Source organism: Aeromonas salmonicida (assembly GCF_028355655.1).
Lineage (GTDB): Bacteria > Pseudomonadota > Gammaproteobacteria > Enterobacterales > Aeromonadaceae > Aeromonas > Aeromonas salmonicida.
The window spans coordinates 196209-218732 of sequence record NZ_CP110645.1; the positions used below are offsets into that span (position 1 = coordinate 196209).

General features: G+C 57.3%; 22 protein-coding genes. 14 read left to right on the top strand and 8 right to left on the bottom strand.

What is annotated here, in order from left to right; all coding sequences use genetic code 11:
- Positions 1 to 57: 57 nt before the first annotated feature.
- The 6 genes from purE (at position 58) to spfP (ending at position 3709) form a co-directional block, all read left to right on the top strand.
- Positions 58 to 561, top strand: coding sequence for a 5-(carboxyamino)imidazole ribonucleotide mutase (gene purE / locus ONZ54_RS00945; protein ID WP_005319907.1), 504 nt, complete (start codon positions 58 to 60; stop codon positions 559 to 561).
- A 99-nt stretch (positions 562 to 660) separates the two neighbouring features.
- A complete protein-coding gene (gene tsaC / locus ONZ54_RS00950) occupies positions 661 to 1221 on the top strand; it encodes an L-threonylcarbamoyladenylate synthase type 1 TsaC (RefSeq protein WP_155603531.1) in 561 nt (186 codons plus the stop codon).
- A 106-nt stretch (positions 1222 to 1327) separates the two neighbouring features.
- The gene (gene hemF / locus ONZ54_RS00955; protein WP_271787288.1) at positions 1328 to 2236 is read left to right on the top strand and encodes an oxygen-dependent coproporphyrinogen oxidase; all 909 of its coding nucleotides are present in this window, start codon (positions 1328 to 1330) and stop codon (positions 2234 to 2236) included.
- A 103-nt stretch (positions 2237 to 2339) separates the two neighbouring features.
- Positions 2340 to 3161: a shikimate dehydrogenase gene (gene aroE, locus ONZ54_RS00960; protein ID WP_271787289.1), complete on the top strand. Its 822-nt coding sequence runs from the start codon at positions 2340 to 2342 to the stop codon at positions 3159 to 3161.
- Positions 3158 to 3418 (top strand): DUF1488 family protein, encoded by a 261-nt coding sequence (locus ONZ54_RS00965; protein ID WP_271787290.1) that lies wholly within the window; start codon positions 3158 to 3160, stop codon positions 3416 to 3418. Before aroE ends, ONZ54_RS00965 begins: the two co-directional genes overlap by 4 nt.
- Positions 3419 to 3661: 243 nt before the next feature.
- Positions 3662 to 3709, top strand: a complete 48-nt coding sequence (spfP, locus tag ONZ54_RS23325; protein WP_462101308.1) for a small protein SpfP — start codon at positions 3662 to 3664, stop codon at positions 3707 to 3709.
- Positions 3710 to 4253: 544 nt separating this feature from the next.
- Here spfP and yihA read toward each other — a convergent pair.
- Complete coding sequence (gene yihA / locus ONZ54_RS00970) at positions 4254 to 4907, bottom strand: ribosome biogenesis GTP-binding protein YihA/YsxC (protein ID WP_005319896.1); 654 nt, start codon at positions 4905 to 4907, stop codon at positions 4254 to 4256.
- Positions 4908 to 5049: 142 nt separating this feature from the next.
- Between yihA and ONZ54_RS00975 the strand changes: the two genes are divergently transcribed.
- From ONZ54_RS00975 to hemN, 4 genes are all read left to right on the top strand, one after another.
- Positions 5050 to 5667 carry a c-type cytochrome gene (locus tag ONZ54_RS00975; RefSeq protein WP_192896126.1) on the top strand — a complete coding sequence of 206 codons (618 nt, stop codon included), beginning with the start codon at positions 5050 to 5052 and terminating at the stop codon, positions 5665 to 5667.
- An 830-nt stretch (positions 5668 to 6497) separates the two neighbouring features.
- Positions 6498 to 7079, top strand: coding sequence for a Der GTPase-activating protein YihI (gene yihI, locus ONZ54_RS00980; RefSeq protein WP_198315361.1), 582 nt, complete (start codon positions 6498 to 6500; stop codon positions 7077 to 7079).
- An 11-nt stretch (positions 7080 to 7090) separates the two neighbouring features.
- On the top strand, positions 7091 to 7531 hold the full coding sequence (locus ONZ54_RS00985) for a DUF2489 domain-containing protein (protein WP_034523570.1): 441 nt from the start codon (positions 7091 to 7093) through the stop codon (positions 7529 to 7531).
- A gap of 30 nt (positions 7532 to 7561) precedes the next feature.
- The gene (gene hemN, locus ONZ54_RS00990) at positions 7562 to 8935 is read left to right on the top strand and encodes an oxygen-independent coproporphyrinogen III oxidase (protein ID WP_271787291.1); all 1374 of its coding nucleotides are present in this window, start codon (positions 7562 to 7564) and stop codon (positions 8933 to 8935) included.
- 76 nt (positions 8936 to 9011) lie between these two features.
- Here the strand turns inward: hemN and add are convergent, their stop codons facing one another.
- The 5 genes from add to glnA all read right to left on the bottom strand — a co-directional run bounded on the left by add (position 9012) and on the right by glnA (position 14801).
- Positions 9012 to 10013 carry an adenosine deaminase gene (gene add, locus ONZ54_RS00995; protein ID WP_113721086.1) on the bottom strand — a complete coding sequence of 334 codons (1002 nt, stop codon included), beginning with the start codon at positions 10011 to 10013 and terminating at the stop codon, positions 9012 to 9014.
- Between the two features lie 141 nt (positions 10014 to 10154).
- Entirely contained in the window at positions 10155 to 11573 is a 1419-nt protein-coding gene (gene glnG / locus ONZ54_RS01000) for a nitrogen regulation protein NR(I) (protein ID WP_219598167.1), read from the bottom strand.
- A 9-nt stretch (positions 11574 to 11582) separates the two neighbouring features.
- Positions 11583 to 12638, bottom strand: a complete 1056-nt coding sequence (gene glnL, locus ONZ54_RS01005; protein WP_043136455.1) for a nitrogen regulation protein NR(II) — start codon at positions 12636 to 12638, stop codon at positions 11583 to 11585.
- A gap of 80 nt (positions 12639 to 12718) precedes the next feature.
- A complete protein-coding gene (locus tag ONZ54_RS01010) occupies positions 12719 to 13300 on the bottom strand; it encodes a DUF4124 domain-containing protein (RefSeq protein ID WP_005319870.1) in 582 nt (193 codons plus the stop codon).
- A 91-nt stretch (positions 13301 to 13391) separates the two neighbouring features.
- Positions 13392 to 14801, bottom strand: coding sequence for a glutamate--ammonia ligase (gene glnA, locus ONZ54_RS01015; RefSeq protein ID WP_017412325.1), 1410 nt, complete (start codon positions 14799 to 14801; stop codon positions 13392 to 13394).
- 351 nt (positions 14802 to 15152) lie between these two features.
- Between glnA and typA the strand changes: the two genes are divergently transcribed.
- From typA to dtd, 3 genes are all read left to right on the top strand, one after another.
- Positions 15153 to 16964, top strand: a complete 1812-nt coding sequence (gene typA, locus ONZ54_RS01020) for a translational GTPase TypA (protein WP_005319864.1) — start codon at positions 15153 to 15155, stop codon at positions 16962 to 16964.
- 173 nt (positions 16965 to 17137) lie between these two features.
- Positions 17138 to 18010: a virulence factor BrkB family protein gene (locus ONZ54_RS01025; protein WP_021138645.1), complete on the top strand. Its 873-nt coding sequence runs from the start codon at positions 17138 to 17140 to the stop codon at positions 18008 to 18010.
- 84 nt (positions 18011 to 18094) lie between these two features.
- Entirely contained in the window at positions 18095 to 18532 is a 438-nt protein-coding gene (gene dtd, locus ONZ54_RS01030) for a D-aminoacyl-tRNA deacylase (RefSeq protein WP_017412324.1), read from the top strand.
- 87 nt (positions 18533 to 18619) lie between these two features.
- Here the strand turns inward: dtd and ONZ54_RS01035 are convergent, their stop codons facing one another.
- The gene (locus ONZ54_RS01035; protein ID WP_271788234.1) at positions 18620 to 19285 is read right to left on the bottom strand and encodes a spermidine synthase; all 666 of its coding nucleotides are present in this window, start codon (positions 19283 to 19285) and stop codon (positions 18620 to 18622) included.
- A 173-nt stretch (positions 19286 to 19458) separates the two neighbouring features.
- Between ONZ54_RS01035 and ONZ54_RS01040 the strand changes: the two genes are divergently transcribed.
- Entirely contained in the window at positions 19459 to 20379 is a 921-nt protein-coding gene (locus ONZ54_RS01040; RefSeq protein WP_042467538.1) for a bifunctional GNAT family N-acetyltransferase/hotdog fold thioesterase, read from the top strand.
- A 46-nt stretch (positions 20380 to 20425) separates the two neighbouring features.
- On the opposite strand, the gene ONZ54_RS01045 is transcribed toward ONZ54_RS01040, so the two are convergent.
- The gene (locus tag ONZ54_RS01045) at positions 20426 to 22495 is read right to left on the bottom strand and encodes an AsmA family protein (RefSeq protein ID WP_005319845.1); all 2070 of its coding nucleotides are present in this window, start codon (positions 22493 to 22495) and stop codon (positions 20426 to 20428) included.
- Positions 22496 to 22524 lie beyond the last annotated feature (29 nt).

A 22524-nucleotide genomic window follows, 5' to 3' on the forward strand; every position in this document is an offset into this window, starting at 1 on the left:
AATTGAAACGTTTTCGGCGCACTTCAACCCCCCACTTGGAGTAAGGAAATTCCCACCATGAATAAACCTTTTGTTGCCGTATTGATGGGCTCTGACTCTGATTTTCCCGTGATGCAATCCACCCTTGAGATCCTCAAGTCGTTTGATATCGCAGTGGAAGTGAAAGTAACCTCTGCGCACCGTACTCCGGCTGCGACCCATCAGTATGTGACCGATGCCGAGTCCCGTGGTTGCAAGGTCTTTATCTGTGCTGCCGGTTTGGCGGCTCACCTGGCGGGTGCCGTTGCCGGCATCACCACCCGTCCCGTGATTGGGGTGCCCATCGATGGTGGTCCGCTCAAGGGACTGGATGCACTGCTCTCCACCGTGCAGATGCCGGGTGGCGTGCCGGTGGCAACCGTGGCGATCGGCAAGGCCGGTGCCAAGAACGCAGGTTACCTGGCAGCCCAGATGCTGGCGGTGGCTGATGATGAACTGGCAGCCAAGGTTCGGGCCGAACGCCAAAAGAATGCCGAAGAGGTGATGGCCAAGGATGCCGCCTTGCAGGCTCAACTCAAGTAAGTGATGAGGTGACAGCCCGCTGTATATGGTGCGGTTGTCGCCTTGCAGGCTTAACTCAACCAAGTAATGAGGTGGCAGCCAGGCTGCCGCATTTTTCCTATGTCTACTGAATTTGAACAAGCGGTTGCCGCCCTTCACGGCGAAGGGGTGATCGCGTATGCAACCGAGGCCGTGTTTGGTCTGGGTTGTGATCCTGACTCCGAGCTGGCGGTGCAGCGCCTGCTGGCCATCAAGCAGCGTCCGGTGGAGAAGGGCCTGATCCTGATTGCCGCCGATCTGGTGCAGTTGCAGGATTATATCGATCTGAGCCAGCTTAGCGGTGAGCAGCTGGCTCGGGTTGAAGCCAGCTGGCCCGGTCCCTTCACCTGGATCATGCCGGCTCGCGCCACGACGCCGACCTGGCTGACCGGCCAGTTTGATACGCTGGCTGTGCGAGTCACCGCACACCCACAGGTGCAGGCCTTGTGCCGCGCCTTCGGCAAGCCGCTGGTTTCCACCAGTGCCAATCTGACCGGTGAAGAGCCCGCCCGTCGGGTCGCCGATATCGGTGAGCTGCTGGCAAGCAAGCTTGCCTATATCCTGCCCGGTGAAGTGGGTGGGCAAGCTAACCCATCCGAGATCAAGGACGCCCGTACCGGCGCCGTCATTCGTCCCTCCTGAGCGGACAGACTCTTTTTTGCAGTAATGCCGATGGGCGTGGAGCTCATGGCGTGACATCACAATAAAATGGACAGGGCGTTCAAGATCCTGCCTGACTGGAGACAAGATGAGCAAACCGGATGTGGCCCAGGTCAAGGCCTTCCTGTTGCAGTTGCAGGACGAGATCTGCCGAAGCCTGGAGCAGGCCGACGGCGTTGGGCGCTTTGTTGAGGATGCCTGGGCCCGTGAGGGCGGTGGCGGTGGTCGAACCCGCGTAATGCGCCACGGCGACATGATTGAGCAGGGTGGGGTCAACTTTTCCCATGTCTATGGTGATGCCATGCCAGCCTCGGCGACGGCTCATAGGCCCGAGCTGGCCGGTCGCAAGTTTGAGGCCATGGGGGTGTCGCTGGTGATCCATCCGCGCAATCCCTATGTGCCGACCAGCCATGCCAATGTCCGTTTTTTCATTGCCGAGAAAGAGGGCGAAGCGCCCATCTGGTGGTTCGGTGGTGGTTTCGATTTGACGCCGTTTTATCCCTTTGCCGAGGATGTGCAGCACTGGCATCGAGTGTCACGCGATCTCTGCCAACCCTTTGGCGAAGATATTTACCCCGAGTTCAAATCCTGGTGCGATCGCTACTTCTTCCTCAAGCATCGCAACGAGACGCGGGGGGTGGGTGGCCTCTTCTTCGACGACCTGAATCGTTGGCCCTTTGCTGACTGCTTCGCCTTTATGCAGGCGGTAGGCCGGGGTTATCTCGATGCCTATCTGCCGATCATCGAGCGACGCAAGGCGCAGCCCTATGGCGAGCGGGAGCGGGAGTTCCAGCTCTATCGCCGCGGTCGTTATGTCGAGTTCAATCTGGTGTACGACCGGGGCACCCTGTTCGGGTTGCAGACCGGTGGACGTACCGAGTCGATTCTGATGTCGATGCCGCCACTGGCACGTTGGGAGTATGACTGGCAGCCGGAAGCGGGCAGCCCGGAGGCCTTGCTCTACACAGACTACCTCGCGCCGCGAGAGTGGCTGTGACCCGAGGGGCCATGACGGCCCCTTTTTATTGGCCGATATTCGGCTTGTTCCTGAGTGCGAAAACCCGTTAAATCGGAATATTGCCCTCTGATGGAACTCTTTGATGGATCGTTATCTGGTTTTTGGCCACCCGGTGCGCCACAGCAAGTCCCCCTTCATTCATACCCTGTTTGCCAGACAAACTCAGCAAGAGCTGGAGTATGGTCTGGCTGAACCTGCCGTCGACGAGTTTGCTACGACCCTGCGGGCCTTCTTTGCGCAAGGAGGCAAAGGGTGCAATGTCACAGTGCCGTTCAAGGAGCAGGCGTTTGCGTTGGTTGACAGTTTGAGCCCCCGAGCCAAACGGGCGGGTGCCGTCAACACCATCAAGCTGACCGATGACGGTGTACTGCTGGGAGACAATACCGATGGTGCTGGTCTGGTGGCGGACCTGAAGTCTCATGGTGTGACTCTGGCCGGAAGCCGGATCTTGCTGCTGGGGGCTGGGGGAGCCGCCCGTGGTGCTTTGGCTCCGCTGCTGGCCGAGCATCCGACAGAACTGGTGATTGCCAACCGAACGCACGCAAAAGCGCAGCAACTGGCGGCCGAGTTTCATGATCTGGGGGTGGTGACAGCTCTGACCTACGAGCAACTGGGGGGGACGTTTGATCTCATCATCAACTCCACCTCCACCAGCCTGCAAGGGGAGCTGCCGCCCCTCTCCCCTGCACTGATCCACGCGGATATTGCCATCTACGACATGATGTATGGATCCATGGATACCCCTTTCATCAGCTGGGCCAAACAGTACGGTGCCCGTCAGGCCATGGATGGGCTGGGTATGCTGGTTGAACAGGCGGCTGAAGCATTCACCGTGTGGCGAGGAATCCGCCCAGGAACTAAACAGGTATTGAGAGAGCTGAAACGAAATCTGGGGACTCTATGAATCAAGGCATCCTGTTTCCCGAACTGGCGGCTTGGCAGCCGGACGAACAGAGGATACATTTTCCAGCCCAGCAGATGGGGGCATTGATCAATTGCTACATCAGTCGTCGGCGCCTGGAAAAAATGACCGGACTCTCCCTCGTCAAGGAGGAGGACATACTGCGTGCTTTCGAGAGCGTTCGTTTTGACATTGAAGATATTGCTGAGAAACTCATTGAAGAACAAGAGTTTACAGAGGATGGATCCATCTACCTCTGAGTGTCCCAAGTTTTTTCTCAAAGCGGCGGAACTTGTGAGAAATACCGCTGACTAACTAGATAGTTGAGGAAGTGCTAGCTAGTCACCTTTATAACTCCCCGGTATTCGTACTGGGGATTTTTTTATCTGTATGAAAAGTAAGTGGTTTTTACCAAACCTTCTTTCATGAAACTTAATTACATAAATTACTTTCACTTTTTGCTGCTTTGCTATACAGTTAGCGACGTAGGGTACAGAGGTAAGATGTTCTATCTTTCAGACCTTTTATTTCACGTAATTGAATGTGGCTGAATAGCTGCCCCGATGAGTATTCGTCGGGGTGTTTTTTTATGCATCCAATTTAGAGTAAATGCTTTAGTTTTGGCAAGTATTTGCTAGAATGAAAGGGCTTCTTGAGGAAAACCAGTCGTCTTTGTTCTCAAGATTTAGCTTCTTCCCAATTTTTGAACTGATTGTTTCAGGCCGGTACTGCACCAGTGGTACTGGCTTCATTTTTATCCCTTCTTTATCCCTTCTTTATCCCTTCTTTATCCCTTCTTTATCCCTTCCATACCTCGAAGTGTAATTAAATTTCATTTTGGTACTTCTTGCGTGATGTGCTTGCCGTTTGATAGCAAAAATATGAAACCGTTATCATGTGGATATGAAGTTAATTGTTAATTGAAATTAACTTCATATCCTATTGATTGATAATGATTTTACTAGGATTGCTAGAAGCGCATATCGGTGGGGATTGAGCGTTGGCAGGAAGCAGTTGAACTGAAAGTCTTTCAATCAGCGGAGGGTCAGCTCCGCTAATTGCAAGAGAGAAGCAGCAGGAAGATGGAGGAATGTATTATTCCTCAACCTGCTCTTGCTCATCGTTATCGGCAATTTCATCAGCACCCGCCAAGTACCAGCCAGACAGAGTCTGGGCCAATTTTTCCACCCCTATGTTGTTAAGGGAGGAGAAGGCTTCCACCTGGATCTGCGGGCCCAGGTCGGCAATGGCCTGGCGTACCTTGATGACCTGATTGTTGCGGGGACCAGGGCTCAGCTTGTCAGCCTTGGTCAGCAGCAGCATGACCGGCAATTCACGGTGTGAGCTCCACTCCAGCATGTTCATGTCGGTATCTTTGAGCGGGTGGCGGATGTCCATCAGGATCACCAGGCCTTTCAATGACTCGCGGCGCTGCAGGTACTCTGCCAGTGACTTTTGCCACTTGAGCTTCATTTCCAGCGGAACTTGCGCATAACCATAGCCTGGCAAATCGACCAGACGCTTGCCCGGCTCCAGTTCAAACAGGTTGATCAACTGGGTGCGACCCGGTGTTTTACTGGTGCGAGCCAGGTTCTTGTGTTTCGTTAAGGTGTTCAATGCAGATGACTTACCGGCATTGGAACGGCCGGCAAACGCAATCTCGACACCCCCATCATTTGGCAGGTGGCGGATGTCGGGTGCGCTGGTCACAAAATGCACCTTATTGAAATTCAGAGTTTGTGTATCCAACGTAAATTCCCCATAGAGATAGAGGGTTATAGAGTTACTTTTTTGTGAAATCGTGTAAAATGACGTCGCTTAAACGCGTTTATTTTAACATGCCTTCAGCGGCATGGGATCTGGAAGCCTAATAACGAGAAGTTGGAACGCCATGAAGAACCTAGTCATTACTCTTGCTCTGATGGTTGGCGTAACGGGGATGGCACAAGCCAAGGGCGATGCCGCTGCGGGACAATCCAAGGCTGCCGTGTGTGCGGCTTGTCATGGACCGGACGGAAACAGCCTTGTTGATATGTATCCCAAGATTGCTGGTCAGCACGCATCATATATCAAAAAGCAATTAGTTGAACTGAAGGCTGCAGCTTCTGGCCAAATTGGTCGAGTCGCACCTATCATGGGGCCTATGGCTCTCCCCTTGTCTGAACAGGACATGGAAGACCTTGCTGCCTACTTCTCCAGCCAGAAGGTAACACCGATAGCGGTGCCTGATGATGCTGTAGCAGCGGGTAAAGCGCTCTATATGGGTGGAGACATGAGCCGTGGTCTGGCTGCCTGCACTGCCTGTCATGGTCCGCGTGGATCAGGTATAGAACAGGCGAAATATCCAAGTCTGTCCGGCCAACATCCTGCTTATATCAAGGCTCAGCTCACCGCCTTTCGTGTGGCTGCCCGTGATAATGATCCGAATGGCATGATGCAGGATGTTGCCAAGAAGCTGACTGATCAGGACATCGAAGCGCTTTCCAAATATGTGGCCGGTTTGCACTGATCATGTCTGATGATGTACCCCATTGATATGAACGAGGAGCCACTGGCTCCTCGTTTCTTTTTGACCTTTAACTCCATTTGGCCAGTTTTTCTCGCATTGCTGTAAGAGATCCCCCATTCATCGGCCTGGCCAAGGCTTAAACATTTTTCAAATTATGTTTAATAATTCATTAATTTCAATATGTTAAATAAGAGTGATAGGTTTATCTCCGTTTGAAAACGTTATCGGTGGATTGAGCCGTTTTATTAAGTTGATACAGTGGATATATGGAGCGGCCCACAGGGCCATTCACGACCGGGATGTTGTGAAGACAGGATGTCGATTTGGCGGGATGCCACAGAACCACGCAAATGACAGGCAAAGGATTGAAATACCAGGATGGTGACTGCTCAGGAAGAGCCGGGCTGCGGGATGCAACCACCCCAGAGTGATGACCGGATGTCGTCCCCATGGGTCAAAGCAAGCACACGCACATTCAGGATCGACCAATTAAGGTCAGGATGACCACATACAAAGATATGATGCGCAGAGGTATCACCACGGACAGGGTGATTTGCAGCCAGGGATGGGACTCGCATAAACATATCAAGGCAGCTTCGGCTGCCTTTTTTCTTTTGGGTCATTAACCCGATTAGCCATTCTGTGTCAAAATACCAGCAACATGCCCAGAGGATACCGATCCTGCGGTGTTCAGAGGCCAGCAATGGCCGGATTGGTGCGGGATCCCACTCTTGTTTCTAATCCACTGTTCCCCGTATCTGTATCTTCCCCGGATGATTCTCATCCCGGGTGCGGGCTTCAATCCAGTTATTTGTCGGAGTCAGTCATTCATGTCGGCTAAACAACCCAATCGCAAGCCTACCGGTAAGCGCAAAGAATCAGATGCCAGTGCCCTGGACGGCCGTGAGCGCAAACGCGCTGCCAAGCGTAAGGGCTTGAAGGCGGGTTCCCGCCAGCAGGCAGAGCAATCCAGCAAGAACAACAATGGCAAGCAGGCCAAGGATCCGCGTATCGGTTCCCGCAAGCCGGTCGCCTTGATCGTAGACGAGAAGGGTGCCAAGCCAGTTGCGCCCAAGCCTGCGAAAGAGAAGAAGCTGGTGATGACGCCGGAGCAGGAGCTGGCTGCCATCGAGAATGATGATCGCCTGAATGACCTGCTGGATCGCCTCGATGCTGGCGAGACCCTGGAAGCGACCGAGCAGGCCTGGGTTGACCAGCGTGTCGATCGTTATCAGGAATTGATGGATGAGCTTGGCATCATAGACAACGATGATGACGAAGAAGACGACGGCTCATTCGACGATGCCAGTTATGAGGCGCCGACCCCGCCCGCCTCCGAAGAGGAGCTGTGGGATCGTTTCACTCAGGTCGACTATCAGCCTGAGCCCAAGCCAGAGCCGAAGAAAAAGTGATGAGTGGATGGATGCTGGCCGCCTCGTTGGGCGGCCTGATTTTGCTGGGACTGGCGGTGTATGCCGGTACCCTGCTGGCTCGTCTCAAGCGCCAGCGCGATATGCAGCAGCAGGCCATAGCTGCGCGCAATGAACGCATTCTCGACAGTGTACGGGTGATCGCCCATGCGGTGCGGGATGGTCAGTGCGACTATTCCGAAGGTGCCATTCGGCTGACCAATTTGCTGGATGCCTTGCAGATCAAGGAAGGGCGCGTTTTTGCCAGCGAATTTCCGGGTCTGTACAGTCTCTATGAGAAGGTGAAAGAGATGCCGACTCATGAGGCGAGACGTGCCCTCAAGCGCAATGAAGTGATGAAGATGGATCTCGAACGCAGTGGCTATGAGGCCGAGCTGGAGGCACAGATCCTCAAGGATGTGGCCCAACTGAAGGATTTTCAGTTAAGCCGCTGAGCCCTGGATAACAAAAAAGAGGAAGCAAGCGTGCAAGCAGAACAGATTGTGTGGGATCAGGCCCTGATCGAAAAATATAACTACAGCGGCCCGCGCTACACCTCCTATCCCACTGCGCTGGAGTTCAACGAAAGCTTCGGCTATCCGGACCTGGTCCGCGCCGCAGGCCAGTACCCGGCGCGCAACCTGTCGCTTTACGTACACATCCCCTTCTGTCACAAGCTCTGCTATTACTGCGGCTGCAACAAGGTGATCACACGTCACCAGCACAAGGCCGATCAATACCTCGACTACCTCGAACAGGAGATCAAGGCGCAGGCGCCCCTGTTCAAGCATCGGCTGGTGACCCAGCTGCATTGGGGTGGTGGTACGCCTACCTATCTGAACGAAGCCCAGACCCGTCGCCTGATGGCCATGTTGCGCGAGCACTTCCAGTTCGCGGAGGAAGGGGAGATCAGCATAGAGGTGGACCCGCGTGAAATCGAACTCACCATGCTGGATGTGCTGCGAGAGGTGGGGTTCAACCGCATCAGTCTCGGCGTGCAGGACTTCAACAAGGCGGTCCAGGTTGCGGTCAACCGCGAGCAGGATAACGACTTCATCCGCGCCATGCTGGAGCGCGCTCGCGAATTGGGCTTTCGCTCCACCAATCTGGATCTCATCTACGGCTTGCCGCACCAGAACAGGGAGGGCTTCCACCACACCCTGGAGGAAGTGCTCAAGACGGATCCGGCCCGCCTCTCCATCTTCAACTACGCTCATCTGCCGAGCCGCTTTGCTGCCCAGCACAAGCTGAAAGAGGAAGACATGCCAGCCCCTCGGGAGAAGCTGGCTATGCTGCAGGACACCATCGCCTTCCTCACCGATCAGGGCTACCAGTTCATCGGCATGGATCACTTCGCCAAACCTGATGACGAGCTGGCGGTGGCGCAGCGTGAAGGCAAGTTGCACCGCAACTTCCAGGGCTACACCACCCAGGGAGATTGTGATCTGCTTGGATTGGGGGTCTCCTCCATCAGCATGATTGGCGATGCCTATTCCCAGAACCAAAAAGAGCTCAAAGCTTACTACGCCCAGGTTGAAGAGCTGGGGCATGCCCAGTGGAAGGGGTGCTCCCTCAATCAGGACGACTTGATCCGCCGCGAGGTGATCAAACGTCTCATCTGCGATTTCAGCCTGAACTTCGTCGCCGTCGAGCAGGCTTATGGTCTGGTCTTCAAGGCGTATTTTGCCGATGATCTCAAGCTGTTGCAGACCTTTATCGACGACGGTCTGGTGCGCATGACCGACGATGGGCTGGAAGTGGTCTCCACCGGTCAGCTGCTCATTCGCAATATCTGCATGTGTTTCGATGTCTACCTGCGCAACAAGGCGCGCCAGCAGCAGTTCTCCCGGGTGATCTGAACAGGCAGCCCTGCACTGAAGATAAAAAAACCGCCTTTCGGCGGTTTTTTTATGGGGTAAGCAAACGGTTCAAGGTTTAGCGGCTGGCGGCGCGGGCGCTCAGCTCGGCTTTCTCGCCATCGCTCAGAAAAGCGAGGGTCAGGCCGTTTTGCTGGGCGGTGCGGATCTCGCTGGCGGTCATGCCGGCGGCCGGGGCAGCCACGTCATATTCGTGGGGCAGGTCTATGCCTTCTACCGCAGGATCGTCGGTGTTGAGACAGGCCAGCACACCGGCAGCCAGGAACTGGCGGATTGGGTGCTCGGTCAGGTTCGTGACCGTGGTGGTCTGGAGGTTGGAGGTGAGGCAGGATTCGATGCCGATGCGGTGCTCCGCCAGATAGGCCATCAGGGCCGGATCCTGGATGGCCTTGACGCCGTGGCCGATGCGCTCGGCGCCGAGATCGCGAATGGCTTGCCACATGCTTTCGGGGCCCGCCGCTTCGCCTGCGTGTACTGTGACGCGCATGCCCGCATCACGGACCTTGCGAAAATGCTCGGTGAACAGCTCGCCCGGGAAGCCCAGTTCGTCACCGGCCAGATCGACGGCAACCAGTTTGTCGCGATGGGCCAGACAGGCGTCCAGCTCCTTGCGGCACTGTTCGGTGCCGAAGGTGCGGCTCATGATGCCGATGAGGTTGGTCTTGATGCCAAAGTCGCGGCTGCCAGCTGCAACGCCGTCAATGATGGCTTCCACCACACCTTGTGGATGCAGTTTGTGGGTCATGGCCATGTAGGCGGGACTGAAGCGCAGCTCGGCATAGTCGATACCGGCACGCAGCAGATCCTCCACGTTCTCGTAGGCAACACGGCGGCAGGCATCGTAATCAGCCAGCACGGCCACGCCCCAGTCCAGTTTCTTCAGGAAGGCGACCAGACTCGGCTCATTCTCGACGATCTGCACGTGGGGGCGAAGTGCTTCCAGCTCAAAGGCTGGCAACTGGATATTGTGCTGACGGCCCAGCTCGAGGATGGTCTGCGCGCGGATATTACCGTCCAGATGGCGGTGCAGGTCGGTCAGGGGGAGAGATCTGTCAATCATGATGGCGCCTTCTTCGAGTCGGGTTTGAAAGCCTGCCATTCTAGGCAGGGCTCTCAAAAAAGATACCCCGTTTGAAATCAAACGGGGTCTTATTGGTCAGGGATTTGCCAAGGCGTGATGGGAATCGTTTTTCCAGAGGGCTCAGGAGAGGTCGAGCTCCTTGAGCTTGCGAGTCAGGGTGTTGCGACCCCAGCCAAGCAGGCGGGCAGCCTCCTGTTTGTGGCCATGGGTGTGATCCAGTGCCGTCTCCAGCATGATCCGCTCAAATTGGGGCAGGGCATCGGCCAGGATGTCGGTCTCCCCCAGTGCCAGCTTACTGGCAACCCAGTCCTGCAACTGCTGCTGCCAGCAGCCGGGCAGGGCAGGTTGGCCGGGCTCGGCCGTGTTGATGATGGGGGTCAGCAGTTCGGCGGGCAGATCCCCTACCAACACCTCCTGGCCCGAGGCCATCACGGTCAGCCAGCGGCAGACGTTCTCCAGCTGGCGCACGTTGCCCGGCCAGGCGAGACGGCTGATGTAGGCCTGGGTATCAGGGTGCAGGCTCTTGGCCTCCACGTTCAGCTCCTTGGCGGCGCGCAGCAGGAAGTGCTGGGCCAGTTGAGGTATATCCTCGCGGCGCTCCTTGAGGGCCGGAATATGAATGCGGATGACGTTGAGGCGGTGGAACAGATCTTCCCGGAATTCACCGTCTGCCACCCGTTTCTCCAGATTCTGGTGGGTAGCGGCGATGATCCGCACATCTACCTGCACCGGCTGATGACCGCCGACCCGGTAGAACTGGCCATCGGCCAGCACCCGCAGCAGGCGGGTCTGCACATCCAGCGGCATGTCGCCGATTTCATCGAGAAACAGGGTACCGCCATCGGCCTGCTCGAAGCGACCGTGGCGAATGTTGTTGGCACCGGTAAAGGCCCCTTTTTCATGACCGAACAGCTCGGATTCGATGAGATCTTTGGGGATGGCGGCCATGTTGAGGGCGATGAAGTTCTTGTGGGCGCGCGGGCTGTGCTTGTGCAGCGCGTGGGCGACCAGCTCCTTGCCGGTACCGCTCTGACCGTTGATCAGCACTGAGATGCTGGAGCGCGACAGCCGGCCGATGGCGCGAAACACTTCCTGCATGGCCGGCGCTTCGCCGATGATTTCAGGTGTGGTGGCCGTCTCCTGCTGGCGTGCCTTGCGCTTGGTGCGCTGTTCTTTCAGGTGATTCTCGGCACGGCGCACCAGGGTGACCGCCTCGTCGATGTCGAACGGCTTGGGCAGGTACTCGAAGGCGCCCCGCTGATAGGCGTTGACCGCGCTGTCCAGATCCGAGTGGGCCGTCATTATGATGATGGGCAGATCGGCCTGGCGGCGGTGGATCTGCTCCAGCAGGCTAAGGCCATCAATGCCGGGCATGCGGATATCGGAGAGGATCACATCGGGCGAACGTATCTCCAGCGAGCTCAGCAGAGCCTCGCCATCGGCAAAACTCTCGCACTCGAAGCCTTCACTGCCGAGGGTGCGTTCCAGTACCCAGCGGATAGAACTGTCGTCATCGACGATCCACACTTTTGCTGTCATGACGTTCCCTTATTTGCGAAGCGGTAGAAAAATGGTGAATTCGGTGTGGCCAGGCCAGCTGATGCAGTCAATGCGCCCCTTGTGCTGATCAATCAGGTTCTGGGCGATGGAGAGGCCGAGTCCGGTTCCCCCCTCCTTGCCGGTGATCATGGGGTAGAAGAGGGTGTCGCGGATGGCATCGGGAATGCCGGGGCCGTTGTCGATGATCTTGATCTCGGCCGCCAGCCGGTAGCGCTGACCGTGGATGGTGATCTGGAAGGCGGTGCGGGTCTTGATGCGAATCAGCCCCGTCTGTTCACCTATGGCCTCGGCGGCGTTGCGCACCATGTTGAGAAAAGCCTGCTGCAGCTGATCCGGCTCCATCTCGAACTCGGGAATGCTGGGGTCGTAATCCCGCTCTATGCGCACAGTGGGTGGCAGCTCCAGCTCCACCAGACGGCGCACCTGCTCCAGCACGGAGTGGACATTGTGCATCTGGTGGCGACCCGGACGCTGAGGGCCGAGCAGGCGATCGACCAGCACCCTCAGCCGGTCGGCCTGCTCTATGATGATGCCCGTGTATTCGCGCAAGGCCGGATCCGGCAGCTCTTTTTGCAACAATTGGGCCGCGCCGCGCAGGCCACCCAGCGGGTTCTTGATCTCGTGGGCCAGTCCGCGCACCAATTCCTTGGCCGCCTGTTGCTGGGCATGTTGTTGCAGCTCCTGGCTGATCTTCTTCTGCTGATCAATTTTGCGCAGCTCTACCACCATCAGCCGTTGTTCATGGTCGGCGAGCGGGCTTACGCTCATCTCCACCAGTCTGGGTTCACCTTCCACCACCAGGGTCACTTCGCTGTCGGTGAAGCCCTGCCCAGAGGTGAGGCACTGCTTGAGGCGCTGCAAATCGAGAGAGATATGTTCCAGCAGGTGGGGCAGCTCGATCCCGATCAGCCGACGCTGACTGAGGGAGAGCAGTTGTTCGGCCGCCGGGTTGACGAACTGGATGCAGAGCCGCTCATCCATCAGGATGACGGCGGTCAGCAAGTTATCGAGCAGTATCTTGGCTTGATCCGGGCGGGTTGGCACAGGTTTCTCCCTAAAACGGTGCTATACACCAGTAATGCACCAACGTGGTGCATTTAGTCTACCCGTATCGATGCACAGGATCACCCCTTGTTGGGGAGCGGGGTCACTTTAGGTGCCGGATTGATACTGGCTCGATGCAGGTAGAAGGTGACTACCCTTGATTTAGCAAGGATCGTACCGTCTTTGGCGAGTAGTTCGAGTTGTGCCTCGTGTGCGCCGCGATCCAGGTTTTCGACCCGAATAGCCAGGCCGTTGCTGACGATGGGGGCCGCCTTGCCATCCAGGGTCAGGCGCACGTCGTACTGGGTCGGCGGTTTGGGGCTTATCTGCCCCTGGAACACCACATTGCCCGTGTTGTCGCGCAGTGTGCTGCCCTGTTCCGGGGAGAGCATTTCGATTACCAGCTTGGCGGCTTCCTCCTCTTTCTTGGCATCAACGCCGGTCAGGCTGTTGAAGTTGTCCACCTGCACCGAGCGGGGGGCACCACCAATGAGAGGGGCAACACGCAGATCCACTTCTTTGGCCTGCTGGCCGGGAGGGGGGGCATCCGTGTAGTGAACGACGCCCTTGCTGTCTGTCCAGGAGTAGATCTTGGTGGCTTGGGCGACGGTGCTCGTCAACAGCAAAAGTCCCAGAGCCCATAGGGGGCATGCGTTTTTCATCCATCTCTCCTTGACGGGATTTTGCTTAATCCTATCAGAGAAAAAACCCGCCTGTTGGCGGGTTTGGTCAAGTTCAGAGCTGTGGTCCGAATTAAACGGAGTAGTACAGTTCAAACTCCAGCGGGTGCGGGGTCATGCGCACACGGTCAACATCATGCTGTTTCAGTTCCAGATAGGAATTGATGAAGTCATCGCTGAACACGCCGCCGCGGGTCAGGAACTCGCGATCGCTGTCCAGTGCGGCCAGTGCTTCGTCCAGAGAGCCGGCAACAGTCGGCACTTCTGCAGCTTCTTCCGGCGGCAGGTCATACAAGTTCTTGTCCATGGCATCGCCCGGATGGATCTTGTTGATGATACCGTCCAGACCGGCCATCAGCTGAGCTGCAAAAGCCAGGTACGGGTTGGCTGCCGGATCCGGGAAACGTACTTCGATACGACGAGCTTTCGGGCTCGGTACTACCGGGATACGGATGGAGGCAGAGCGGTTGCGGGCGGAGTAAGCCAGCATGACAGGTGCTTCATAACCCGGAACCAGACGCTTGTAGGAGTTGGTGGTCGGGTTGGCGAAGGCGTTGATGGCCTTGGCGTGCTTGATGATACCGCCGATGTAGTGCAGTGCCATCTCGGACAGACCGCCGTACAGGTCGCCAGCGAACAGGTTGACGCCGTTCTTGGCCAGGGACTGGTGGCAGTGCATGCCGGAGCCGTTGTCACCGAACATGGGTTTCGGCATGAAGGTGACAGTCTTGTTGTAAGCGTGGGCCACGTTATGGATCACGTACTTCAGAACCTGTACTTCGTCCGCTTTCAGGGTGAGAGTGTTGAAACGGGTCGCGATCTCGTTCTGACCGGCGGTCGCCACTTCATGGTGGTGCGCTTCAACGACCTGACCCATCTCTTCCAGCACCAGACACATGGCAGCGCGGATGTCCTGGGAAGAGTCAACCGGTGCAACCGGGAAGTAACCACCTTTCACGAACGGGCGGTGGCCCTTGTTGCCGTGCTCATACTCGGTACCCGAGTTCCAGGCAGCTTCCTCAGATTCGATTTTCACGAAGCTGTGGCCCATGGTGTTCGAGAAGGTGATGTTGTCGAACATGAAGAATTCCGGCTCAGGCCCGAACAGCACTGTGTCAGCGATGCCGCTGGCTTTGAGGAAATCTTCGGCACGCTTGGAGATGGAGCGCGGGTCGCGGTCATAACCTTGCATGGTGGCCGGTTCCAGCACATCACAAACGATGTTCAGGGTGGTCTCTTCGGTAAACGGGTCCAGCTTGGCGGAGGCCGCATCAGGCATCAGCACCATGTCAGACTCGTTGATACCTTTCCAGCCGCCGATGGAAGAGCCATCGAACATCTTGCCGTCTTCGAAGAAATCTTCGTTGACCTGGTGGGAAGGGATAGATACGTGCTGCTCTTTACCCTTGGTGTCGGTAAAGCGCAGGTCAACAAACTTGACTTCGTGTTCCTGGATCAGGGCCAAAACGTTCTGGGCTGACATGCTAAGTAACCTCCGGTGTTAAAACTCTTAGGGTGAATGCGTCATCACATTCACATAAGCCAGTATCGTGCCAAGTTTGTGACAGCTTGATTTCAGGGCGTTTGCGGCTATAAGCCCGCCCCAAGACCTGCCATCTCAGCGCGTTACGCCTCAAAGTAGTGCAACTGTGGATCGTTTTGGTGCACTAAAATGGTGCGCGGTATACGGTCAGCCCCCATCTAAACAGGCTTTGATCGGAAGGTCTATGATCCTGATCCCCTGTTATGCGTGAATGCACTGCAATTATGCTAGGCAGATCACAAAGGCGAGAGTACAATTAGCGCCCAATTTTACCCGGTGATTGAGGCGAGAATGTTAGAGAATTTACGCAATATTGCGATTATTGCGCACGTAGACCACGGCAAAACTACCCTGGTTGATAAGCTGCTGCAGCAGTCTGGAACCCTGGACCGTACCACTGATGGTCAAGAGCGTCTGATGGATTCCAACGACCTGGAAAAGGAACGTGGTATTACCATTCTCGCCAAGAACACCGCGATCCGCTGGAAAGACTACCGTATCAACATCGTTGATACCCCGGGTCACGCCGACTTCGGTGGTGAAGTAGAGCGCGTTATGTCCATGGTCGACTCAGTGCTGCTGCTGGTTGATGCTGTTGACGGCCCTATGCCGCAGACTCGTTTCGTGACCCAGAAGGCATTCGCCCAGGGTCTGAAGCCGATCGTGGTCATCAACAAGATCGACCGTCCGGGTGCTCGTCCTGACTGGGTTATGGATCAGGTATTCGACTTGTTTGACAACCTGGGTGCGACCGATGAGCAACTGGACTTCAAAGTTGTTTACGCTTCAGCACTGAACGGCTGGGCCACCATGGACCAGGGCGTTGAATCCGACAACATGGAACCCCTGTTCCAGGCGATCGTTGACAACGTTGAGCAGCCGAAGGGTGATCCTGCCGGTGCCTTCCAGATGCAAATCTCCCAGCTCGACTACAACTCCTACGTGGGTGTTATCGGCATCGGCCGCATCAGCCGCGGTCGTGTCAAGACCAACCAGCAAGTCACCGTCATCGGTGCCGATGGCAAGACCCGTACCGGCAAAGTCGGTCAGGTGCTTGGCTACCTGGGTCTGTCCCGTACCGAAGTTGTCGACGCGCAAGCGGGTGACATCATTGCCATCACAGGTCTGGGCGAGCTGAAAATCTCCGACACCATCTGTGACAACAGTGCTGTTCAAGCCCTGCCGCCGCTCTCCGTTGACGAGCCGACCGTGAACATGACCTTCCAGGTCAACACCTCACCGTTCGCCGGTAAAGAAGGCAAGTTCGTGACCTCCCGCAACATCATGGAGCGTCTGAACCAGGAGCTGGTCCACAACGTGGCCCTGCGTGTGGAAGAGACCGAAGATCCGGATAAATTCCGCGTATCCGGTCGTGGTGAACTGCATCTCTCCATCCTGATCGAAAACATGCGTCGTGAAGGTTACGAGCTGGCAGTATCCCGTCCGGAAGTTATCCTGCGCACCGTGGACGGCGTTCTGCACGAACCGTTTGAAACCGTGACTGTTGACGTGGAAGAGATCCACCAGGGTTCCGTGATGGAGCAACTTGGCCTGCGTAAGGGCGAGATGACCAACATGACCCCGGATGGCAAGGGCCGTGTCCGTCTTGACTTCATGATCCCGAGTCGTGGCCTGATCGGCTTCCAGACCGAGTTCCTGACCATGACGTCCGGTACCGGTCTGCTGTACCACACCTTTGACCATTACGGTCCGCACAAGGGTGGCAGCATCGGCGAGCGTCAGAATGGCGTGCTGATCTCCAACGCTACCGGCAAGGCGCTGACCTTCGCCCTGTTCGGTCTGCAAGACCGCGGTCGTCTGTTTATCGGTCACGCTACCGAAGTGTACGAAGGCCAGGTGATCGGTATTCACTCCCGCTCCAATGACCTGACTGTAAACTGCCTGAAGGGCAAGCAGCTGACCAACATGCGTGCCTCCGGTACCGACGAAGCCCAGGTGCTGACTCCGCCGATCCGCATGACCCTGGAACAGGCTCTCGAGTTCATCGACAACGATGAGTTGGTAGAGATCACGCCCAAGGCCATCCGTGTGCGCAAGAAACTGCTGACTGAAATGGATCGCAAGCGCGCCGGTCGTGCTTGATATCTGTTTATAGACAGACAGAGAGAGGCCTTCGGGCCTCTTTTTTTATGCCCATTTGACGGTGGATCACCAGCCAGTATGCTCGGACTGGTCGTACTGATCCGGTCCATGGGTGGTCAAATGACCATGCTATCTGACACAATGTCTGCATGATGAAGACGTTGAGAATCACAATGCAGCAGAAATTTGGTGGCCGTCTTGGCCATGCTCTCTCCTTTTTACGCCACGATGGCGGCCATTTTGCCCAGTTTGTCTGGAGCCGTTTCCAGCACGACAGGCTGACGGTCACTGCCGGTTATCTGGCCTATGTCACCTTGCTCTCTCTGGTCCCCATGATTGCCGTGGTATTTGGCATGATGTCCGCCTTCCCTGTGTTCCAGACCCTGAAACAGGCGATGGAGCAGTTCGTCTATCACAACTTCGTGCCGACCGCGGGTGAGATGCTCAAGGAGTACATAGATGGCTTCGTGGCGAATGCCACCAACACCACAGCGGTGGGTATCGGGGCCCTGATAGTGGTGGCGTTGATGCTGATCTCGGCCATCGACAAGAACCTCAACTACATCTGGCGCTCGACCCAGGGCCGGCCGCTGGCTCAGGCGTTTGCCATGTACTGGATGATACTGACACTGGGTCCTGTGCTTATCGGTGGCAGCATTGCCATCTCCTCTTACATCTTCTCGCTGCGGCTGTTCGGGGCCGAGAGTCTGTTCGGCATCGGTTACCTGTTGTTGCGCAGCTTGCCGTTCCTCTTCTCGGTACTCACCTTCCTGCTGGTCTATACGGTCGTGCCCAACTGCAAGGTGCGCCTGGTTCACGCCTTCATCGGTGCCCTGGTGGCGGCGACCCTGTTCGAGCTGGCCAAGCGCGGATTTGCCATCTACATCACCAACTTCCCCTCCTATCAGGCCATCTATGGCGCTCTGGCGACCATTCCGATCCTGTTTGTCTGGGTTTATCTCAGCTGGTTGGTGGTATTGCTTGGCGCCGAGACCACGGCTTGTCTCGGCGAATATGAAAAACCGGTGAGCGAGGAGTTGGCCTGAGCCATCGCTTTGCCCGTCGTTTTCTTGGTAGCATCGACGACCGCCCCTGTGAGGGCGGTCGTTCTGTTTTGAGAGGAGAGGGATGTGATTGCATTGATCCAGCGGGTCTCCGAGGCCAGCGTGACAGTGGAAGGCGAAGTAACGGGTGCCATTGCCAATGGCTTGCTGGTGTTGCTCGGGGTGGAGCAGGGGGATGATGAGACCAGGGCGGACAAGTTGCTGCACAAGGTGAGCGGCTACCGCATCTTCTCCGATGAAGAGGGCAAAATGAACCTCAATGTGAGTCAGGCCGGTGGCAGTCTGCTGGTCGTCTCCCAGTTCACCCTGGCGGCGGATACCAAAAAAGGCATGAGACCCAGCTTCTCTGGCGGTGCCCATCCGACCGACGCCGAGCGGCTCTACGACTATTTTGTAGTGCAGGCAAAGGCCAGTGGCATACCGACCGAGACAGGCCGTTTTGCTGCCGACATGAAGGTGGCGCTGCTCAATGACGGCCCTGTCACCTTCTGGCTGCAGGTGTAGGCGCCATGGCCACGAGCCCGCTCCTTGCTACAGGCCTTCATCTGCGGACGTGCAGACAGGGCCAGCCGTGGCATCCCGTAACAGGAGCTAGGGGATCAGATTGGTGGCGTGCAGTATGACGTTGCGATAGCCGGGCACCCCGTGGGTGCTGGTGAGGCCAATCCACTCCTCCGCCAGCCGCCTGGCCTGCGCCAGTTCGAGATGTGTCCGTGGCAGCAGGTTGACGATGAGGGTACCGCGGAGGCATTTGGCCAGTGCCTGATAGAGCGGAGCCTGAAACAGCAGCAGGGGATTGCCATCCTGACTGAACAGGTCGAGCAGCACGAAGTCATAGGTGTCGTCGTGGGCCAGCAGGAAGGCGAGGGCATCGGCGTGGTGCAGGTGCAACGCCCGGTCAACGGGCTCCGCCGGGTGGCGGAAGAAGGTCTGAAACAGGGTCAGTACCTCTTCATCCAGATCGACGCAGTCGTGCCGAGCCTCTGGCCAGCGCGCCCCCAGATGACGAGTGAGATCGCCACCGCCCAATCCCAGTTCCAGCACCCGGCTTGCGGTGGCGGGCAGCAGGTCTGCGATGCACTGCTGATGGGGCAGGCAGAGGGCGGCAGGTTCGGCAAGGGACATGGCCGATTGCACTACACCGTCGATCTCCAGCCAGCGGTGATGGGCATTTTCCAAGATAAAGAGGCGTCGTTCCGGTTTTGCGCTCAGGTGCAATAAGTGGTCGGCTTGGTACGCTTGCAGATTGAAGTCCATGAATTTGCACGGCAAGATGGTTTCCGACCAGTGTAACTCAAGGATAGAACTATGTACCGGGTGGTCACTCCCCAGACGGCAGCCGAACTGGATGCCTATTGTCAGCTGTGCTGGTAGGCATTGGTGCGCAAGCCCTTCAATCTGTCCGTCGGCGCTAACTCAAGGATCGCTTTATGTACCGGGTAGTCACTCCTCAAACGGCAGCCGAATTGGATGCCTATTATCAGTTGCGCTGGGAACTGCTGCGTAAACCCTTCAATCTACCCGTTGGTTCCGAGCGAGACGAATACGATACTGTCGCCATTCATCGCATGATGCTGGCGCCGGACGGTACTCCCATTGCCATTGGCCGATTGTTTATCGGTGGTGACGAGGCCCAGATCCGCTTTATGGCGCTGCGCACTGAATTCCGGGGACAGGGGTTGGGTGCCCGCATGGTGGAAGATCTCGAACAGCTGGCCCGCAGCGAGAAGGTGAAACGGCTGGTGATGAATGCCCGCCAGGAAGCGGTGGAGTTCTATCGCAAGTGCGGCTTCCTCGAAGTGGGGGAAGGGCCGGTCAGCTTTGGCCGCATTCCCCATCGTCAGATGATCAAATCCTTAAGCCCCTTGCAGACCATCCAGTATCGCCCCGAGTGGTGCCAGGATCTCACCACTCGCTGGTCGCAAGGCATCCCCATCAGCGAGAAGATGGGGGTACACATCACCCACTATGACGGCCAGACTTTTCATCTCAAGGCCAATCTGGCGGCCAACCTCAACGTGCATGACACCATGTTCGCCGGCAGCATCTACAGTCAGTGCGTGCTGGCGGGCTGGGGTCTCATCTGGTTGCAGCTGAAAGAGGCGGGTCTGGTGGGGGATACGGTACTGGCGGAGGGCAACATCAAGTATTACCGCCCGGTCAACGAGGAGCCCGAGGCGCGGGTTGCCAGGGAGGGGATGCCGGCCGTGCTGGCTCCGCTCAAGGCGGGGGAGTCGGCCAAATTCAGCCTTATGGTCAAGTTGTTCAGCGGCGACAAGCTGGCGGTAGAATTCATCGGCCAGTATGTGGTGCAACCGGTCAAACGGCGAGGCCAGTCCCCCGTTCTGTAAAAGCTACCTGAAACAAACAAGGCCTCGTGATGAGGCCTTGTTTGTTTTACTGAACGCTGGTCGACGCGGGTGCTTTTGGCTGTGGTGCTGGCCGCCAGAGCGGGCTATTGCGCCCCTGTGCAGGATAAGGCACCCCCACCTCCCAGCCACAGGAGGCCTGCCTGGCCGGAAACTCCCAGCTCAAGACGGGGGCATCAAGCGGGCCGCGCCAGTGGCTCAGCAGCTCGGCACAGCGTTGGCCATTCAGGACACCGAGATCCAGCTGCCACTGCTCCTTGACCAGATCCATGCCACCTTGCAGGGCGAGCAGGTGGGTGATGGTGGAGGCGCCAGCCTGTTCCAACTGCAGCTGGCCATGCTCGACCTTGCCTTGCAACTTGATGCGGTAGAAGGGTGTATCTCCTTCCTGCATCGCCTGCCACAGGCTTTCCGGCGTCAGATCAGGTGGCGTGGCGCCTTTGAACCATTCATCCAGCAGGGGGTCTATCTTCACCTTGTCCCAGAATGGATCAACCGCATCGAGGGCGAAGCTGCCCTGCAGGGTACTGCGCCACTCTCCTGCTGTCTTGCCATGCACGGCTTGCAGATCGGCACTCAGGTCGGCCTTGCCGGCGAAGGAGATGGGGGAGTGCAGTATCTTGCTCCACTGCACCAGATCCAGCTTTTCCCCCTTCACCTGCAGGCGGCTGCTTTGGCCTGGCTCCTTGCCCCACTGGCCGCTCAGGCTGAGTGAGCCTTCATCCGGCAGCGAGCTGGTCAGCTTGTTGAGCTGCCAGGAGCTGGGGGTCAGCTCGCCGTCCAGTTCGCCGTTGCGGGCACTAAGGCCGTCCCACACCAGCTCGAACCATTTGCTCTCGACCTTTGCCCGGCCGAGCAAGGGGGTTGGCTGCCGGCCTCGCAGGGCGAGATCGCTTAGATAGAACTGCCAGCCCGTCAGCGACAGGGGCAGGGTATCGTCGAAGGAGAGTACCTTGAGTTTGTCGAACGTCAGTTTGCGGATATCGATCTGTTGTGGCCGCCAGCTTTGCCAATCCTGCCACCACCCTTCTGGCAGGCTGATGTCCATGCCGCTCAGCGTCATGTCTTTGAGGGTCAGCTTCTGCTGCTGGGTATCGAGGGCCAGATCCAGATTGAATTCACCTTCATAGGCTTTGCCCTGCACCTCGGCATCGATCTGCTGTGGCGAGAAAGAGACTCGTCCCTTGAGATCTTCCAGCTGGAACAGGCCGCGGCCGAGATCACCGAGGCTACCCGTAAAGTAACCGGTCGGCGTACTGCCAGCCTGCCAGCTGAAGGCGGTGAGCTGGCCGTTGAAGTTGTTGAGGGAGATCTCCTGGGTGATGGCGGTGATGCTCACATCGCGCACCTGTCCCGTGTCCAGGCTGATGTGGCGCAAGGGCAGTTCAGGCTGGCCCATGGCTCCCCACTCGACCCGCATGCCTTGTGCCTTCAGATTGTGCAGTCGCAGGCTGCGGGCGGGCCAGTCCAGGGTCATGCCGGTTTCCAGCAGGCCATCGAACAGGTTGGCGGTCAGTTTGTCGGTACTCAGCACCTGGCCTTCCAGTCGTCCCTTCAGATTGAGGCGGGAGAGGGCAAAGGCCGGGGTTTCCAGCTCATTGATGTTGAGGCTCAGGTTGGCCTGGGGTGGCCGCACCGGATTGAGCAGCTGCCAGTCGTTGAGGGTGGCGTTGAGGCCGCTCAGGGTCAGCTCGTCACTGTGCAGACTGAGGCGATCGATAGTGCTGTCGCTGATGGTGAGGGAGTGAACCGGCAGGGTCGGCAAGGTGTTGGGCAGCGGCAGCTTGATGACGGGGCGAATGAGGTCGAGGTGGGCGATGCGTACGTCCCTGTTCAGCCAGTCGATGCTCTCTATTTCCAGATAGAGCTTGTCGAGGGTGATGGCGTCGCCATAGCTCACCTGCTCGGCCAGCAGGGTATAGGGATGGAGCGGGTTGAACACCAACCGCCCTATGGTGACCGGCACGCCGGTTTGCTGGCTGATCCAGCTGGCGATGGGGCCCCTGGCCCGTTCGGCGTCGAACAGACCGAGCGCGACCCAGACAAACAGCAGCAGGAAGGCAAATGTGTAGAGCAGGGCGCGAAGCCAGGAATTCATCGGTGCTTTCCTCCAGGGTCTGAGTGTTG